Raw genomic sequence first — 18,275 nt, 5'->3', positions numbered from 1 at the left:
GTCAACCTGCGCCACGTGGTTAGCTGCCGTAAACTCACCACAATCCAGCCCAACCCCGGCCCGATTGTGGCTTGAGAAAGAATGCAGTCAACCGGGGGATGCGCAATGTTTGAAGCAACACTGGACAACGTCGCGCAGTTTTCCGCAGCTTTCGCCGTATCACACCGTTTCCGGTTGAAATCCTGCTGCCCGGTCTGTTGATCCTGTTTGCATGGCCGCTGTTGCGGATCTGGCTGGACGACGCCAGCACCACCTTCATGGTCGCCTTCGTCCTCGGCATGGGCCTGCGTCTGGCGATGAAATCCCAGTTGATGATCACCCGCACCCGCGCGCATGTCTCCGCCCCTGTCACGTTCGCATTGATCCTGCTGGCAGGCCCCGGCGCGCTTGCTTTGCTGATCTGGAGCGCGGAACCCCTGCTCTGCCAACGCTTCCTCAGCCTGTATTTCGTCTTTGCCGCCGCACTTTACATCATCGACGTGGTGGACGGCTCTTATGCGATCAACCGCTTCCGCTGGCCGCAGCCGGAAATGCGTGGCACCGATGCCGTGCTGACCCGGGTGATGGTAATCTATAACCTCGCCATGGTCTTGGCGAATGAGACGCTGATCCACCACGCCTCGCAAACCACTTGGCTGTTGTACTTCGGCCTGTTGCCCTTGGTATCCAACCTGATCCGCACCGCCTTGGTGCGCACGGTGCAGGAAGGCTATGCCTCGGCCTAGGCCCGCTGCATCCGGCCAAGTAACGGCCATCGCCATCCCGTCAGCAACCTTGACCAGCGCGGATCGCGCCGCTCGGGCAATGCCGAACGCAACACCCCAAGCGGCAATGAGCCGTCCAAAATCGCCCGATACAGCCCCAAAGCCCCCGGTCGCAGGTAAGGCGACCAATGGCTGATCCGCGCCGGAGCCTCGGGCAAAGCATGGCCCAACCGCGCCAATGCCGCCAAACTCGCGGGCTGATCCAACTGCACATCCAGCCAATTCGCCGGAGTTTCCCGCAAGCCCTGCCCAATCGCGGTATCCAACCCGGCACCGCCCAGCCACTCAAACAGGAAATCGAACAGATCATTCTCGCGCGTGGTGACATTGACCACCTGCACGCAGCGCCCCGCAGCCGACCCCATCGCCCGCATCGCCGGACGCCGCGTCTCTGCCGCTGCCAGCAAAATCAACCGCCGCAGATCACCCGGTACGGCATAGGGCAGGGCGGTCAGCGCCACTCTTGCCCCCAAACTATGCCCCACCACATCAAACGCCCGCCCCGGATCAAGCATCTGCACCAAAGCCGCCAATTCCGCCAAAGCTCGCCCCGCAACGCGTGCCCGCACACAAGCGCCGCGAAATCGCCCCCGCGCAGGCCAGCCAAAGCCAATCGCCAAAGCCCGCCCGCCGCTTAATCCCAAATGCCGCGGCCAAGAAATCGCCGTCCAGTCCTGCACTGGCGGTTGCATCGAGAAGATATGCGTATGCGGACAATTCCCGCCCCGCGCGCCGGGCGCAAAGCGATAGCCATGGATCATCACCACGACGGGCGCACCCTTTGGCAAAGCCGCCAGCGCAGCCGCCAAAGCGACAGCATCCACCCGCAGCCCGTTGCTGCCCACATCAACTCGGAACACCGCCTGATCCGGCATGGCATAGCCCCCTTGTGACGCTTAAAAGCTGCCACAAGGCTGCAACAAAGCGATGAACGCGGGGTTACAGCAGCGTAACGGTCACTTTTTCTTCCAGAACTCCATCAGATCAAACTGGAACATGATCGTGGTCGGCTTGGTGCCGCTTTGCAAAAACTGCGACTCCGCCTCAAAGGTCAGCCCCGGCACCGGCAATGGCACCGTCACCCCCGCGCCTTCGTCCAAGAGCTTGATCTTGTAGCCATCCAACCCCGGCACCGGCAGCCATTTGTCCTTGATCAGCCCGAACGCAAACAACCGCGTGTCGCGCACCGCCAAAATCGGCGCAATGAATGACCCTGCCACGATGACCGAGCTGGTAACGATCAGCGCTTTCTCTCCGGTCGGAGCCGCCTTCCACTCGCCCTTGAAAATCCCCCATTGCCGCTTGGCCTCGTCCTGCACGATGCCGACCTGCTTTTGCACGATCTCCAGCTTGTACACCGCGTCCAGCACGTCCTTGGCCTCGCCCGCATGCGGGGTAGCAGGCCCCGGATTGGGCGCAGTTGGTCCTGCCCCAGCAGGCAATGGCACCAACCAAGCCGCAGGCGCACCCGCCACCGGGCCAACCACCACCGGGCGCAGCGTCGTAAGTTGAAGCGTGGGAATAAGATCGGCCCATTTCGGCGCCAGCATCGCCTCCATCCAGGCCCGCGCCGCCATCTTCGCCTCGATCTCGGCGATCATCGCTTGGGTTTCGGGCGACAGCGTCAGCTTGCCCGTCATTAAATTCAGCGGTTTTGGCTGATAGCCATATCCAGACATCGGAATCACCTCGTGGAAAAATATGCGATAATCTGGTCAGCCTACGCCCTTTTTACCGCAATGCGCGCAAATTCTGCCGCCCACCGTTGACCTCAGCGCGCCACCGCGCTATTCCGCCCTCGTGGTGCTTTATTCCGAATTGCGGGCCACGTTAAACAATCCGCTAAAGAGGGTCCGGGTCATCAGCCCCGAAGCCCTTTGGTTTCGGGGTTTTTCTTTGGACCGGAGGGTCTTCGCCATGACCAAAGACTGGAAAACGCGCACCAAACTGGTGCATGAGGGATCGCGCCGCAGCCAATATGGCGAGATGGCCGAGGCGATCTACCTCACCCAAGGCTTCGTCTACCCCACCGCCGAATCCGCCGAAGAGCGCTTCATCAAAGCGGGGAGCGACGAATTCATCTACGCCCGCTATGGCAACCCGACCACAAGGATGTTCGAAGAACGCATCGCGGCGTTGGAAGGCACCGAAGACGCCTTCGCCACCGCAAGCGGCATGGCCGCCGTCAATGGCGCATTGGTGTCGATGCTGCGGGCTGGCGATCATGTGGTGTCGTCGCGCGCCCTGTTCGGCTCCTGCCTCTACATCCTAGAAGAAGTTCTCACTCGTTACGGCGTCAACGTCACTTTCGTCGATGGCAGCGATCTGGACCAATGGCGTGCGGCCTGCACCCCCGCCACCAAAGCGGTGTTTTTCGAGTCGATGTCCAACCCTACGCTTGAACTCGTCGATATCACCGAGGTTTCCAAAATCGCCCATGCCATTGGGGCCTTGGTGATCGTCGACAACGTCTTCGCCACGCCCGTCTTCTCGCGGGCCGTCGAGCAAGGTGCTGATGTGGTGGTCTATTCCACAACCAAACACATCGACGGCCAAGGCCGGGCTTTGGGCGGCGTGATCTGCGGCACCAAAGACTTCATCCGCAAAGTGGCCGAGCCTTACCTGAAACACACGGGTGCGGCGATGAGTCCCTTCACCTCCTGGATCATGCTGAATGGTATGGCCACCTTGGATCTGCGCTGCCGTGCAATGGCCGACTCTGCGCTGAAAATCGCCGAAGTGCTTTCCACCGATGACCGCATCTCGAAAGTGATCTTCCCGGCCCTCGGCTCGCACCCGCAACATCAGCTTGCGATGGCGCAGATGGGCTCTGGCGGCACTTTGGTGACCTTTGATATCAAAGGTGGCAAAGACGCCGCGTTCAAATTCTGTAATGCTTTAGAAATCATCAAGATTTCCAACAACTTGGGCGATGCCAAATCCATCGCCACCCATCCCGCCACCACCACCCACCAGCGCCTGCCACAGCCGCAAAAAGACGCATTGGGCATCACACCAGGGCTGATCCGGCTGTCGGTCGGGCTTGAGGATGTCGATGATCTGATCAGCGATCTGCAAGCCGCGCTGAGCGCGATCTGACCGAAGGCGGGGGGCACAGCGGTGCCCCCCGATCCCCCCAAGCCCCTAAAAATCTGCCGTTTGTCAATCCAATGTCGCCTTTCACGCGTATTTCTTCGGTCAGGGTTGGATAATAGGGCAACCCCTCTATATGATAAATCCTGCGACCAACGAGGGGAGCGCTGCTATGAACATTCACATGATCGGCCTTGAGGAAAAATCGGGCCTTGATCTCAAACCGGGCCGCGCCGAGGCCGAAGCCGCTTTGGCGACCCTGCGCGCATGGGCGCAGCGCGCGACCGAGGCTGAAATTGCAGCCCTAGCACCCGGTGCAGGCGCGCTGGTTGGCGAAACTTATCCAGTGCTGTCGCGCGAATATCCCACAGATTTCGTGGTGACGGATGCCTATAAAGACTCGATGCCTGATCTGCAAAATGGCCCGGCCAGCCTGATCGTTGGCGCGAAACAGGTGATCCAGCATGTCGGGATTTCCAATTTCCGCCTGCCGATCCGCTACCGCACCCGCGACAACGGCCCGCTGACGCTGGAAACTTCGGTGACAGGCACTGTGTCGCTGGAGGCCGAGAAAAAAGGCATCAACATGAGCCGCATCATGCGCTCGTTTTATGGCCATTCTGAACGTGATTTTTCTTATCAGGTGATCGAACACGCGCTGGAAGATTACCTGAAAGATCTGGGCAGCTTTGACGCCCGCATCCAGATGCGGTTTTCCTTCCCTGTGAAGGTGGAAAGCCTGCGCTCCGGCCTGTCTGGCTGGCAGTATTATGACATCGCGCTGGAACTGGTCGATAAGGCCGGGGTACGCAAACGCCTGATGCATCTCGATTTCGTGTATTCCAGCACCTGCCCTTGCAGTTTGGAGCTGTCCGAACACGCCCGCCAAACCCGTGGGCAGATGGCGACACCGCACTCACAACGCTCTGTCGCGCGCATCTCGGTGGAACTGACCGGCGACAAATGCCTGTGGTTTGAGGACCTGATCGACCTCGCCCGCGCCGCAGTGCCGACCGAGACGCAAGTGATGGTGAAGCGCGAAGACGAGCAGGCCTTTGCCGAGCTGAACGCCGCCAACCCGATCTTCGTCGAGGACGCAGCGCGCAGCTTCTGCCAAGCGTTGCAGGAAGATAACCGCATCGGCGATTTCCGCATTGTGGCAAGCCATCAGGAAAGCCTGCACAGCCACGACGCAGTGTCCGTGCTGACCGAGGGAGTGACCTTTGCGGCCGACAGTCTGGACCCGAAGCTGTTCGCAAGCCTCTATCACGTGGGATAGCACGCGCCCTGCCCAACTAAAACACCAATGCCGCAAACTGGAACCCCCGGTTTGCGGCATTGGTGTTTTCAAGGATGAGTATTTTCGAAAGAGCAAATCATGAACCGTCGCTTTTGGTCATCCTCTCTGCTCAAATATCCTCGCCCGAGGCATCAACCTGTCCACCCGCGCCAAGGTCAAAGTACCAAATTTGCGTTAACACCCACCCCGTAACCCATTGAGATTTCACGCGCGCACCCTCCGTCCGCGCGTGAACGCACCTTGGATCATTCCCAGCAAGACACCAGAACCGTCATCCCTAGCCCCGCCGCATTCAAAGCGTCCGGTGTGGCCAACACCGTCGAAGTTGCCAAGCTTACAACCACCCCCGCCGTCGTCAAAGCCTGCCCGATCATCCCGGCTTGCGCCGCAAATGCCACCCCATCGGGCAGCAGTTTCGCCCCCTTCACCGCAGGCGGCAGCAGCATCCCCAGCACCGCCCCGGTGCCGTCCAGAACCGGCCCACCCGCATCGCCCGGCAGCACCGGGGCCGCCAACCGCGACAAGCCCGCCTCGCCGTTCAGCCCCTTTTCCTCCTCCAGCGTGCCGAAAGTCAGCACCGGGGCGGGCAGCTTATCCTCGTAAGAATACCCCGCCACCGCGATCTCCGACCCCAACCGCACCGCGCCGCTGGAAAACCGCGCGAAAGCCTGCGGGGCCAGCGGCGTTATCGGCTGCAGTATTGCCACCCCCGTCGCCTGATTCTGCGCCACCACCCGCGCCTCGGTTGCATGATCAACAGTCACCCGGCCACATTGCGCCACAGCCTCAACCGTCGTCACCACCGTCCCCGCCGCATCAACAAAGAACCCCGAGCGCGACAGCTTCGGCAATTTCACTTCCATCCCCGCCAGCAGACCCGACCTAGTCGCGGCATCCATCGGCACCAAGCCGGGATCCAAGGCCTTTTCGCCCACGGCCCGGAAGCTGGCTTTCAGCGCGGGCAGGATCCGGCTCATCCGTTCGGCATCTGCCGGGTTCCACACCACCAGATAGCCCTTCACCATGCCATCTTTTAACTCAGCATAGGCATAGCTTTGCACGGTGTTCGACGTTGCGTTGATGGTGAAATTCTTCTCAGACTTGCTACGCTCGCCCTCGGCAGGCACCACTTCCAAGGTTTGCAGAACATCATACAGCCCCGACAGGCTGTCCTGATTGCCCGGTTCGGAAATCAGGATCACCTTCAACCCCGAGCCGTTCTTTTCGGTGTAGTGCACGAAGGGCGGCTCGTAGTGATCGAACTGCACCAAAGCCATCGGAAGCGTGATCTCGATCCCGGCTTCGGGTTCCGACACCAAAGCAAAGCCAAACTCCGCCTGATCCGCCTGATAATTCGCCACCAATGCCGTGCGTTGCTTGGTCGTCAAAACCCCCGTCGCTTCAAACCCATTCGCCTCTTGCCACGCCGCCATCGAGTTGCGGGTGCCGGGGCCAAACGCGCCGTCAATGCCGCCGTCGTAAAAGCCATACCATGCCATCGCCGTTTGCAGCGCCTTGCGGTCCTCCGCATCCAACGCCGCCTCCGAAGCCTTCGCCTCGCGCACGGTTTCCTCGGCTGCGATCACTTCGATCACCGGAGCCGCCGGTTCCACCACCGGATCAACCTGCGCTTGGCCAGCAATCGCCCCCACCGGCCAGAACTGCTGGCGATGCGCGCCGCCATCGGTCACAAAGCTGTCACGCGGGATAGCACCGTCGCTGCGCAAATCGGCAAGCGCCCCAGCGGCGGCTTCTGGCGCGTAGGGCCCCAGCACGATCGCATACCAGCCCGAGGAAAGCTGATACCCGGCGACATTCGGAAACGCGGTGGCATAGCCGCGGGCGCGGCCCTCTGCCTCGGCCAAACTCGGCTGCGCTTCAACCTGAACCCAAGCATCCTGCGCCATCAGCATCGGGCTAAACCCAAGCACCGCCAGCAAGGCCAGCAAAACCATCCGAAGTCTCATAGAACCGTCCAATCTTATTTCTCAACGCGCATTTCGGTGAACCTAGCAGAGCACCCCGCAGATGCACGCGCTTTCCGCCCCAAACATAAGCGCCGCATTGACCCTTGCCTGCCTCTTGCCTATGGAGTGGCAACATTTCAAGAGGTCCGTCATGGCTGATGCCCCCAAAGCCCCCCGCAGCTTTCAGGAAATCATCCTGCGCTTGCAGAATTACTGGGCAGCCCAAGGCTGCGCCATATTGCAGCCTTACGACATGGAGGTCGGTGCAGGCACCTTCCACCCCGCGACCACCCTGCGTTCCTTGGGCTCAAAGCCTTGGGCTGCCGCCTATGTGCAGCCCTCGCGCCGCCCCACCGATGGCCGCTACGGCGAAAACCCGAACCGCCTGCAGCACTATTATCAATATCAGGTGATCATCAAACCCTCGCCGCCCGATCTGCAAGACCTCTACCTTGGCAGCCTGAAAGCCATCGGCATTGATGCGTCTTTGCACGACATCCGCTTCGTCGAGGATGATTGGGAATCCCCAACCCTCGGCGCATGGGGTCTGGGATGGGAGATTTGGTGCGACGGCATGGAAGTGTCGCAGTTCACCTATTTCCAGCAAGTCGGCGGTCATGATTGCCGCCCGGTTTCTGGTGAGTTGACCTATGGCCTTGAACGTCTGGCGATGTATGTCTTGGGCGTCGATCATGTCATGGATATGCCGTTCAACGATCCTGACGCGAAAATCCCGCTAACCTACGGCGATATCTTCCGCCAGACCGAGGAAGAATATTCGCGCCACAACTTCGACGGCGCCGATACCGCGCAACTGCTGCGCCATTTTGAGGATGCCGAGGCCGAATGTCAGCGCTTGCTGGATTTCCCGCCGATTGATCCAAAGAACGGCAAAACCATCATCATGGCCCACCCGGCCTATGACCAGACCATCAAGGCCAGCCACCTGTTCAACCTGCTCGATGCGCGCGGCGTGATTTCTGTCACCGAACGCCAAGCCTACATTGGCCGCGTCCGCGCGCTGGCAAAGAAATGCGCCGATGCGTTTCGCCTCACCCCCGCAGGCCAAGATGCAGAGGTTGCACAGTGAATGGCAAATACATCGCAGGTTTCATCGTGATCGTCGCCGCCATCGCAGGCGTGGCGATGTATTGGCTGCAAGAATACGCCTATTACACCCCGGCGACCTTCCAAAAGGGTGCGGAAATTGAACTGACGCTGATCGAATCCGGCCAGCCCGAACCGATCTTGGTCGACGGCATCGAAGGCATTACCGCAGACAGCTCCCCCCTGCGCTTCCGCGCTTGCTTCCACACCCCGCTGTCCCAAGCCATGCTGACCGAAACCTACAAACTCTACGAAAAGCCCATCCCGCTGATCGCCCCCACATGGTTCGGCTGCTTTGACGCCACCAAAATCGGCGAAGCGCTAGAGAAAGGCGAGGCCATTGCCTTCCTCTCCCAAGCCAATATCGCCCCCGAAATTGACCGCGTTGTCGCGGTTTTCCCCGATGGCCGCGCTTATGCGTGGCACCAGCTTTCTGCTGAAGCGGAGCAATAAATGTCTGACCTGCTGATCGAACTGTTCTCGGAAGAAATCCCTGCCCGGATGCAAGCCCGCGCCCGTGACGACCTGAAATCCTTGATCACCAATGGCTTGGTGGATGCTGGCCTGACCTATGCCTCAGCCGGAGCCTTCTCCACCCCCCGCCGTCTGGTGCTGTCTATCGAAGGCCTGTCGGCGGAAAGTCCAAATACTGTTCAAGAACGCAAAGGCCCCAGTCTTGATGGACCAGATGAGGCGTTTTTTGGGTTCATGCGTGGACTAGCCATTGATGCACCTAAGGATTGGTACAAAGAACGCCTAGAACATCTTCGCAGCGGGGGTGTTTTTGAAAGTGGCGACTTGTTGGTTCGGACTACGGAAATCAAGGGCAAGCGTGTCCTAATGGCCGTGGTCAAAAAGCCCGGACGCGCGGCAGCGGCGATCATCGCCGAAGTGCTGGAATCCACCATCCGCAGCTTCCCATGGCCGAAATCCATGCGCTGGGGGTCAGGCAATCTGCGTTGGGTCCGCCCATTGCACTCCATCCTCTGCTTGCTGTCCGACGAAGGCGGGGCCGAAGTTGTCGCCTTGAACATCGACGGAATCCAATCCGCCAACACCACCGCAGGCCACCGCTTTCTGTCCCCCGCCCGCTTCCCCGTCACCAGCTTTGACGACTACGCGGTGAAGTTGAAACGCGCCCATGTCGTGCTGGATTCCGCCGAGCGCGAAGCCGCGATCTGGCAAGGCGCGCAGAACCTTGCTTTTGCTGCTGGCATGGAAGTGGTTGAAGACAAAGGCCTTCTGGCCGAAGTCGCGGGCCTTGTCGAATGGCCCGTGCCGCTGATGGGGCGGATTGCCGAGACCTTCCTTGCTCTGCCGCCCGAGGTTTTGCAGACCAGCATGCGCGAACACCAGAAGTTCTTCTCGGTGAAAAATTCCAAAACGGGCCGCATCGAAGGCTTCATCACCGTCGCCAACACCGAAACCGCCGACCACGGCGAGACGATCCTGAATGGCAACCAAAAGGTGCTGTCGGCACGTTTGTCGGATGCGAAATTCTTCTGGGAAAACGATCTGCGCGTGGCGAAAGCCGAGATGACGGAATGGCTGGAAGGCCTGAAATCCGTCACCTTCCACAACAAACTCGGCAGCCAGTCCGACCGCATCGCCCGCATCGCGGCCCTTGCGCGCGAAATCGCCCCCTTGGTCAAAGCCGATCCAGACACCGCCGAACAAGCCGCGAAACTGGCAAAAGCCGACCTGCGCTCTGCCATGGTCGGCGAATTCCCCGAACTGCAAGGCCTGATGGGCATGTATTACGCCCGCGAAGCAGGCCTGCCCGAAGCCGTAGCCCTAGCCGCCCGCGACCACTACTCCCCCCTCGGCCCCACCGACAAAGTGCCAAGCGACCCAGTTTCCGTCACCGTGGCGCTGGCCGATAAGATCGACACCCTGACCGGCTTCTGGGCCATCGACGAAAAACCCACCGGGAGCAAAGACCCATTTGCGCTGCGGCGGGCGGCGCTAGGGGTTATTCGGTTGGTGATCGAACAGCGTGCTAGAATAGTGTTGTTGCCTGTTCTTAAGCGGGGTATTTTCAAGAATGTCCTCAGCATAATCGAGACTTCAAAGCTCACAACGGCGAAGAAAATTGCGGACGGATTGTCAAATTTTTCTGACGGCGAGTCCAAAGCGGATGAAATTGTTAACCAGACTTTTTCTGCTGCCGCTGGGTCCGAAGATGATATCTTTAAGCGTTTTGAAGAAAATGAAAGCCCACATCTCCTCGCCTTCTTCCACGACCGCCTGAAAGTCTTCCTGAAAGACCAAGGCATCCGCCATGACGTGATCGACGCTTGCCTTGCCATGCCCGGCAATGACGACCTCACCCTGCTGGTCAAACGCGCCGAGGCGCTTGCCGCCTTCCTGAAAACTGAAGACGGCCCCAACCTGCTGCAAGGCTTCAAACGTGCCAACACATTATGGATTCAAGCCATGGAAAAAGACGGCCATAAAGACAGCGACACGTTCAAGAAGGCGATTGAGATTCTAAATGAGGCCGAAGCCGCAGATGGGGTAGAATACTCTTACGGCCCAGACATTAAATTCGCGGAAACCGACGAAGAACGCGCGCTGTTCGCAGCCCTCGATACCGCCGAAGCCGCCATCACCCCCGCCATGCGCCGCGAAGATTTCGCCGCCGCCATGGCCGCGATGGCGCAACTTCGCGCCCCGATCGACGCTTTCTTCACCGCCGTTCAGGTCAATTCCGACAACCCGATCATCCGCCGCAACCGCCTGAACCTGCTGCACCGCATCCGCGCGATTTGTTCCGGCGTGGCTGATCTGACCAAAATGGAGGGATAAGGTCATCCTCTCTGCTCAAATATCCTGGGGGTGTGGGGGCTAGCCCCCACTCCGCCCCGACAATGCTTGCACCACGCCCCACCCAGTGTATCCTGCGCCCGCAAAGTAAAGGTGCCGCAGTGCAGAAAATCGCCGAATTCGCCGAGATCACCCCCAGCGCCGACATCCGCCGCGAAGCGCATGGGTGGCGGGCGAAATGCCTGCAACGGCTGGTCCGCCTTGACCTTCCGGTGCCCGAAACCGTCGCCTTGCCCGCGCAAACCGTGCGCGCGATTGCGGCGGGCCATCCGGTAGATGTCAAAGCGATCTTGACGCATTTCGGTGCTATGCCCCTGATTTCCGTGCGCCCTTCGCCCGAAAACCCCGATTGGGGCGGCCCCGGCACCGTGCTGAACATCGGCATGAACGCAGCCCAACACGCCCGCCTTGTAGACACCAATGGCCGCGAAGCTGCCGACGCGCTGTATCTGCGGTTTGTGCAAGCCTATGCCACCCACGTCGCTCGCCTAGACCCTGATATGTTCGATTCCGGCAAGCCCAACGCGGACTCTCTCCGTGACGCGCTGCGGCACTATGAGCGGGAAATGGAAGAACCTTTCCCCGAAGACCCCGCGCAACAACTCTCCGAAGTCCTGCGGTCTATGGCCCGCGCATGGGAAGGCACCTCGGCTCGCTTGCTACGTCAAGCCAAGGGTGCTCCCGTTGAGGCCGCTTTGGGGCTGGTGGTGCAGGAAATGGCGCAAGGCATCGGGCAGGGGATTTCCGGCTCGGGTGTGATGCAATTCATTGATCCGGTGACCGGATTGGCTTTGGTGAAGGGCCGCTATCTTGGCCAATCGCAAGGCCGCGATGCGCTGAAAAAGACCGAGGCGATCTACCTCACCCGCGACAAGCGCGGACCGTCTTTGGAAGACATCGCGCCAGAAATCTTCGCCGATCTGATCCGCCATGGCGCGGTGTGTCGGCAGAAACTGCGCGAGGAAATGCAGATCGAATTCACCATCGAGGATGGCAAACTCTCGGTGCTCGACGCGATCAAAGTGCAACGCTCCGCCCGTGCTGGCCTGAAAATCGCGGTGGCTTTGGCCGATGATGGTGTGATCAGCCGCGAGGAAGCCGTCCTCCGGGTGGAACCCCGCGCGCTGTCGGAACTGTTGCACCCGCAGGTGGATATGCGGTCGGCGCGGGACGTTTTTGCCAAGGGCATCGCGGCGTCTCCGGGCGCAGCGGTGGGCCGGATCGTGTTCTCGTCGCAAGCCGCCCAAGCCTCGGCTGCGCGCGGTGAACCCTGCATTATGGTGCGCCGCGAAACCGCGCCCGAGGATATTCGCGGCATGCACGCCGCCGTGGGCGTCGTCACCGAACGCGGTGGTGTGACCAGCCATGCCGCCGTGATCGCGCGCGGTCTTGGGGTGCCCTGCGTGGTCGGCGCGTCGGGCATGCGCTTGGACACAAAGGAAAAACGCCTTGTCGCCGCCGATGGCCGCACCTTTAGCGAGGGCGATCTGATCACCGTCGATGGCACCACCGGCGATGTGTTGGCGGGGGCTGCGGAAATGCTCGCACCTGCGCTGGACGACGCTTTCCGCAAGCTTTTGGGTTGGGCCGACAGCTTCCGTGACATCGGCATCCGCGCCAACGCCGACACCCCCGCCGATGCCATTACCGCGCGGCAGTTCGAAGCGCAGGGCATTGGCCTCTGCCGCACCGAGCACATGTTCTTTGAGGAAGACCGCCTTGTGGTGATGCGCGAGATGATCTTCGCAGACACCTCAAAAGACCGCGCCGCAGCTTTGGCACGTCTGCTGCCGATGCAGCGCGCGGATTTCGTACAACTGTTCGAGATCATGGCGGGTCTGCCGGTTTGCATCCGGCTGTTTGATCCGCCATTGCACGAATTCCTGCCGCACTCCCGTGAGGGTCTGCGCGAATTGGCCGAGGCGCTGGACAAACCTTTGTCCGATGTGGTCCGCCGCGCCGAGGCTTTGGCCGAGTTCAACCCGATGCTGGGGATGCGTGGTGTTCGCTTGGGCGTGGTCTTGCCGGAAATCTATGCGATGCAGGCGCAGGCAATCTTTGAAGCCAGCGTTGTGCTTGCCCGTAAAGGTACGCCTGTGGTGCCAGAGATCATGATCCCGCTGGTTTCGGCCCGGCGCGAGGTCGAGCTGGTCAAGACCCATATCGACGCGGTGGCTGCCTCGGTTCGGGTGAAATCTGGCGTGGCGTTTGCCTTTAAACTCGGCGTCATGGTGGAAACCCCGCGTGCCGCTTTGCGTGCTGGCGAAATCGCGCAACACGCCGATTTCCTGTCGTTCGGCACCAACGACCTCACGCAGATGACCTATGGCCTGTCGCGCGACGACGCGGGCCGTTTTATGAATACCTATGTGCAACAGGGCGTTTTCCCGGAAGATCCGTTCCACATCCTCGATGTCGATGGCGTCGGAGAATTGCTATTGATCGGCTGCGAAAGAGGCCGTGCGACGCGGCCCAACCTGACCGTGTCGATCTGCGGAGAACACGGTGGCAACCCCGAATCGATTGGTTTTTGTCGCAAGGCGGGCTTCGATTATGTGTCTTGCAGCCCCTATCGGGTGCCTTTGGCACGTCTTGCGGCGGCGCATCTGGCTTTGGCTGATCGTGTGGATATCCGAAAAAAAACTACAATATCATGAAATTGCATGCCGAAGTGAATGTATCGCTTTAAGATTTTGCGCGGAAATCCGCTCAAATGTACAAAAATATCGTGGTAATTTTACCACGCGGGTAGACCGAGGCAGTTTCGTTCTCTAGGCCAGTTTCTCGTCGCGTGGGGCTGCTCTCATCCGGCATTGCTGAAACAGACCGGGATACTGATATATGCGCTTCAACCAAGCCTGGACGAGTGCCGCTGCGGCGCTTTGCGTCCTCAGCGGGGCGGCCTTTGCCGATGTGACGGTAAGCCATTCCAACGACCCTGCCGTCTTGATGGGGTCTCAGATGGCATCCTTGCTGGGGGCTGAACACAAGGCGTTCGATACGCTGCCTGACGAGATGTTGACCGCGATGGCTGTCGGGCCAAAGGTGGTCGCCGCCGCGCCGCAGAAGGCCGCGAAAGCCGATAAAAAGCCGGCCCTGCAAAACCCGGTGCTGGTCAGCTATTCTGCCGATTGGCTGATGGCCCAGCCCGCAGCCAACGGCGATCAACAATGGCAATGTCTGAAAACCGCAATCTACTTCGAGTCGCGCGGCGAGTCGCTGCAAGGTCAGTTCGCCGTGGCCGAGGTGGTGCTGAACCGTGTCGACAGCCCGCGCTATCCCAAGACCATATGCGGCGTCGTGCAGCAACGCGGCAGTGGCTCTTGTGCGTTTTCCTACTCCTGCGACGGCAACAAAGACGTGATGACCGACCGCAGTTCTGCCGAGGTTGCTGGCCGCATCGCCCGCGTTATGCTGGATGGTGCGCCACGCCAGCTGACCGCAGGGGCGACCTATTTTCACACCCGCGCCGTCAGCCCATCGTGGTCGCGTAAGTTTGACCGCACCGCTGCCATCGGCTCGCATCTGTTTTACCGTCAGCCGTAAGTTGTACTTCACCGATCCATAAGTCGCGCCCCTTGCGCTTCCTGTCGGGTTCGGACTAGGCGCTGTGCGGGGCGCACTATAGCTTGCCCTGAACGCGTTTTGCCTTTCGGGGGCCCTATGACCAGCGACATTGCCCAAGCCTTCGCCCACCCGGAGGAGCGTTCCATCGCCTCGGCCACCGCCGATCCGCGTGATCGTATCAGTCTGCGCGATCATATCGTCGAGGTTGATATCGGTGCGTTTCAGAAAGAACGTGGCCACACCCAGCGCGTGCTGTTCAACATCGTCGTCGAAGTGCGCCCGGCGGCTCAACCGCTGAACGACGACGTTGATCTGATCCTGTCTTACGACACCTTGACCGAAGCGATTGCGGCGGAACTCGCCGCCGAACGTCTTAACCTGCTGGAAACCCTCGCCGAGCGTCTGGCCGAACGCATCCTTGCCGAACCACAAGCGATGCGGGTGTTCGTGCGGATCGAAAAGCTGGATGTTGGCCCCTATAAACTCGGTGTCGAAATCGTGCGCAGTCGAGCCGAGACCGCCGTTAAGGTGATGGGGCAGGATGGCGAGGAAGCCGCCGTGCATCCGCTGGTGGTCTTCCTCGATAATGCCGCGATCATGGCGGCTGATCTTGAAACCCGCCTTGATCATTGGCAAGCCCAAGGTCGCCCGGTGATCCTGACGGTTGGCCTGCCCGACATGGCCCGCCCGCAGACCGGGCATAAGCCAACGCAGCGCCGCGTTGACCTTTTGGCCATCGAGCAAAACGCCTGGGTTCTGGCGGCGCGTGATCCGCGCTGCGTGGTGATGGCGACGAGAACGGAAATCGACTGGGCGATCAAGCGCGGCCAGATGGTGGTCTGGGCGCCGTCGAAACTGGTGCTGGATGCCGTCGATGGTCCGCACAGCCGCGAGCCTGTGGCGCTGGCTTTGTGGCTGGCCGAACTGATGGCGGCGGATCGTTTGGTGGTTCACGGCGATGTTGCACTTCCCGCGGGAAGCCGCGTGCAGGTCGAACAGGCGTGACGCTTCCCCCTTGCGACACAAGGTTTAGAGTTTTACCACAGGATCATGATCTATATCCGCCCCATTCCGATGACCGACCCCGGCCGCGCTACGGGAGCTTTGCCACTGGCAGGCGGTTGGTGCTGGTTTTCGCATGTTGAAGTGATTGACCGCGATGCGCCGCCAATGCTGCTGCCTGTATCGGATCTTGATGATGCGACCCGGCACCGCCTTTCCGCCAAGCGCCCCGATTTCGGCGGGTTGTCGATGGACCGCCCCCGCATCATGGGCATCCTGAACGTCACCCCCGACAGCTTTTCCGATGGCGGCCTGTTCCTGCGCCCGGAAGCCGCGCTGATGCAGGCGCGCAAGATGGCGGCAGGGGCGGATATTCTCGACATCGGCGGCGAAAGCACCCGCCCCGGCGCGGCTGCAGTTTTTGCCGATGAAGAAACCGCCCGCACCGCACCCGTCATTGCGGCTTTGCGCGACGGGGGCCTCGATGTGCCAATCTCCATCGACACCCGCAAGGCAACGGTGGCGGGTGCCGCCTTTGCTGCGGGGGCGACGATCCTGAACGATGTGACGGCACTGCAATTTGATCCGGCCATGGCGGGGGTGGCGGCGGCGTCAGGTCGTCCGGTGATCCTGATGCACTCCATCGCCACGCCGGACACAATGCAAATTGACCCGCATTATGATGATGTGCTGCTGGATGTGTATGACGCCCTTACCGCCCGTTTGACCGAGGCGATTGCTGCAGGCATTCCGCGCGACAAGCTGGCGATTGACCCCGGCATCGGCTTTGGCAAAACCCTGCAGCACAACCTGACCCTACTGTCGCGGCTGTCGCTGTTCCATAACCTTGGCGTCCCGGTGCTGCTGGGGGCCTCGCGCAAACGCTTTATCGGGACGCTCAGCGCTGAGGCGGATGCGCAGAAACGTCTTCCCGGCAGCCTGGCCGTGGCCCTCGCCGGGGTGGCGCAGGGCATGCAGATGATCCGCGTGCATGATGTGGCCGAGACCCGGCAGGCGCTATCGCTATGGCAAGCCGCAACAACAGGAGGAGCAGCATGACCCGCAAACTTTTCGGCACCGACGGCGTGCGTGGCACCGCCAACACCTATCCGATGACCGCCGAGATGGCGTTGAAACTGGGGGCCGCAGCGGGCCAGTTTTTCCGCCGCGATGGATCTACCGCGCACCGGGTTGTGATCGGCAAAGATACGCGGTTGTCGGGCTATATGCTGGAGAACGCGCTGACGGCGGGCCTGACCAGCACGGGGATGAATGTGCTGCTGCTCGGCCCGGTGCCGACGCCAGCGGTGGGCTTTCTGACCCGCTCAATGCGCGCCGATCTTGGGGTGATGATTTCTGCCTCGCACAACCCGCACCACGACAATGGCATCAAATTCTTCGGCCCGGATGGGTTTAAGCTGTCTGACGCCGCCGAAGTGGAGATTGAGGCAATGGTAGAGGCCGATCCCAACCTCGCCCCGCCCGAGAATATCGGCCGCGCGAAACGGATCGACGATGCGGTGGGGCGCTATCAAGAATTCGTCAAAACCACCTTCCCGGCGGGGCTGCGGTTGGACGGCCTGAAAGTGGTGATCGACTGTGCCAATGGGGCTGCCTACAAGGCTGCGCCTGAGGTTTTGTGGGAGCTTGGGGCTGAGGTGATCCCGGTGGGGGTCAGTCCGAACGGCAAGAATATCAACCAGCGCTGCGGCTCGACTTACACCCAAACGGCGGCTGAGGCCGTGGTGGCGCATGGCGCGCATGTGGGCATCAGCTTGGATGGCGATGCCGACCGGGTGATGATCTTGGATGAGACGGGCCGTGTGGCTGACGGCGATCAGATCATGGCGCTGCTGGCGGGGCGCTGGGCGGATGAGGGGCGATTGCAGGGTGGCACGCTGGTTGCCACCGTGATGTCCAATCTGGGGCTGGAGCGGTTTATGACAGGGCGTGGCTTGCGGCTGGAGCGGACCTCGGTGGGGGATCGTTATGTCGTCGAGGCGATGCGGCGCGGCGGGTACAATCTGGGCGGCGAACAGTCTGGCCATATCGTGATGACCGATTATGCCACCACCGGCGATGGCTTGATCGCGGGCTTGCAGTTTCTGGCCGAGATGGCGCGGTCGGGGTTGGCTGCCAGCGCATTAGTGCGGCAGTTTGAAACCGTGCCGCAGTTGTTGAAAAATATCCGCTACGCGCCGGGGTTGGAGCCTTTGAAGACCGAGGCGGTGAAGGCGGTGATTGCGGCGAAGGAAGCCGAGATCAAGGGCAAGGGGCGGATTTTGATCCGCAAATCTGGAACGGAGCCGCTGATCCGGGTGATGGCGGAATGTGAGGATGAGGCCATGCTGCGCTGCGTGGTGGATGAGATTGTGGGAGCGGTGCAGGCTGCGGTTTGAGGTGGTCCCGAATTGGGACCGTTTTCGGATTAAATGAAATCACTGTCTAAGGCTTATCCCCTTTGATCCGGCGGCACATGATGTAGTGCGACGCGGCTTGCCAACTTATAATGTTCTGGTATTGTTCTACCCATGCCAGCCAGATGGAAAAATGACAAACCTATGTCCCGCCAAGCGTTCGACGCTCGGTTTTCCGACGAGGAAGCGTGCTCGCATTATCTGGCGGAGCATCGTTGGCCCGATGGCTTCG

General features: G+C 60.7%; 14 protein-coding genes, 1 pseudogene and 1 riboswitch. Of the genes and pseudogenes, 12 read left to right on the top strand and 3 right to left on the bottom strand.

Features of this window, described 5'->3' with window-relative positions; genetic code table 11:
* Positions 1–197: 197 nt before the first annotated feature.
* Positions 198–725, top strand: coding sequence for a hypothetical protein (locus ACP7AP_RS20120; RefSeq protein ID WP_426037064.1), 528 nt, complete (start codon positions 198–200; stop codon positions 723–725).
* Here the strand turns inward: ACP7AP_RS20120 and ACP7AP_RS20115 are convergent.
* Both ACP7AP_RS20115 and ACP7AP_RS20110 read right to left on the bottom strand, forming a co-directional pair.
* Positions 722–1,639: a hypothetical protein gene (locus ACP7AP_RS20115; protein ID WP_426037062.1), complete on the bottom strand. Its 918-nt coding sequence runs from the start codon at positions 1,637–1,639 to the stop codon at positions 722–724. The genes ACP7AP_RS20120 and ACP7AP_RS20115 overlap by 4 nt on opposite strands.
* Positions 1,640–1,720: 81 nt before the next feature.
* The gene (locus tag ACP7AP_RS20110; protein ID WP_426037060.1) at positions 1,721–2,443 is read right to left on the bottom strand and encodes a hypothetical protein; all 723 of its coding nucleotides are present in this window, start codon (positions 2,441–2,443) and stop codon (positions 1,721–1,723) included.
* A gap of 111 nt (positions 2,444–2,554) precedes the next feature.
* Positions 2,555–2,631, top strand: a riboswitch (SAM riboswitch).
* A gap of 50 nt (positions 2,632–2,681) precedes the next feature.
* On the opposite strand from ACP7AP_RS20110, the gene metZ reads away from it, so the two are divergent.
* Both metZ and folE2 read left to right on the top strand, forming a co-directional pair.
* Positions 2,682–3,863 carry an O-succinylhomoserine sulfhydrylase gene (metZ, locus tag ACP7AP_RS20105; protein ID WP_426037058.1) on the top strand — a complete coding sequence of 394 codons (1,182 nt, stop codon included), beginning with the start codon at positions 2,682–2,684 and terminating at the stop codon, positions 3,861–3,863.
* Between the two features lie 166 nt (positions 3,864–4,029).
* Positions 4,030–5,136 (top strand): GTP cyclohydrolase FolE2, encoded by a 1,107-nt coding sequence (gene folE2, locus ACP7AP_RS20100; protein WP_426037056.1) that lies wholly within the window; start codon positions 4,030–4,032, stop codon positions 5,134–5,136.
* Positions 5,137–5,402: 266 nt separating this feature from the next.
* Here the strand turns inward: folE2 and ACP7AP_RS20095 are convergent, their stop codons facing one another.
* Positions 5,403–7,124, bottom strand: coding sequence for a serine protease (locus ACP7AP_RS20095; RefSeq protein WP_426037054.1), 1,722 nt, complete (start codon positions 7,122–7,124; stop codon positions 5,403–5,405).
* Between the two features lie 151 nt (positions 7,125–7,275).
* Between ACP7AP_RS20095 and ACP7AP_RS20090 the strand changes: the two genes are divergently transcribed.
* From ACP7AP_RS20090 to ACP7AP_RS20050, 9 genes and pseudogenes are all read left to right on the top strand, one after another.
* On the top strand, positions 7,276–8,214 hold the full coding sequence (locus tag ACP7AP_RS20090; protein ID WP_426037052.1) for a glycine--tRNA ligase subunit alpha: 939 nt from the start codon (positions 7,276–7,278) through the stop codon (positions 8,212–8,214).
* Positions 8,211–8,684 carry a DUF6446 family protein gene (locus ACP7AP_RS20085; RefSeq protein ID WP_426037050.1) on the top strand — a complete coding sequence of 158 codons (474 nt, stop codon included), beginning with the start codon at positions 8,211–8,213 and terminating at the stop codon, positions 8,682–8,684. The genes ACP7AP_RS20090 and ACP7AP_RS20085 overlap by 4 nt, the downstream gene beginning before the upstream one ends.
* The gene (glyS, locus tag ACP7AP_RS20080) at positions 8,685–11,039 is read left to right on the top strand and encodes a glycine--tRNA ligase subunit beta (RefSeq protein ID WP_426037048.1); all 2,355 of its coding nucleotides are present in this window, start codon (positions 8,685–8,687) and stop codon (positions 11,037–11,039) included. It begins immediately after the preceding gene.
* A 62-nt stretch (positions 11,040–11,101) separates the two neighbouring features.
* Complete coding sequence (locus tag ACP7AP_RS20075) at positions 11,102–13,714, top strand: putative PEP-binding protein (RefSeq protein WP_426037046.1); 2,613 nt, start codon at positions 11,102–11,104, stop codon at positions 13,712–13,714.
* Between the two features lie 184 nt (positions 13,715–13,898).
* The gene (locus ACP7AP_RS20070; protein WP_426037045.1) at positions 13,899–14,603 is read left to right on the top strand and encodes a cell wall hydrolase; all 705 of its coding nucleotides are present in this window, start codon (positions 13,899–13,901) and stop codon (positions 14,601–14,603) included.
* A 117-nt stretch (positions 14,604–14,720) separates the two neighbouring features.
* Positions 14,721–15,629 carry a dihydroneopterin aldolase gene (locus tag ACP7AP_RS20065; protein ID WP_426037043.1) on the top strand — a complete coding sequence of 303 codons (909 nt, stop codon included), beginning with the start codon at positions 14,721–14,723 and terminating at the stop codon, positions 15,627–15,629.
* Between the two features lie 45 nt (positions 15,630–15,674).
* Positions 15,675–16,685: a dihydropteroate synthase gene (gene folP / locus ACP7AP_RS20060; RefSeq protein ID WP_426037041.1), complete on the top strand. Its 1,011-nt coding sequence runs from the start codon at positions 15,675–15,677 to the stop codon at positions 16,683–16,685.
* Entirely contained in the window at positions 16,682–18,025 is a 1,344-nt protein-coding gene (glmM, locus tag ACP7AP_RS20055) for a phosphoglucosamine mutase (protein ID WP_426037039.1), read from the top strand. The genes folP and glmM overlap by 4 nt, the downstream gene beginning before the upstream one ends.
* A 132-nt stretch (positions 18,026–18,157) precedes the next feature.
* Positions 18,158–18,275 (top strand): annotated as a pseudogene (locus ACP7AP_RS20050) (IS1595 family transposase); the annotation flags it as partial.

The sequence above is a fragment of the Cypionkella sp. TWP1-2-1b2 genome (assembly GCF_049896245.1).
Lineage (GTDB): Bacteria > Pseudomonadota > Alphaproteobacteria > Rhodobacterales > Rhodobacteraceae > Cypionkella.
Note: the sequence above shows the minus strand (reverse complement) of the source record. Positions and strands in the feature narration are given on the sequence as shown.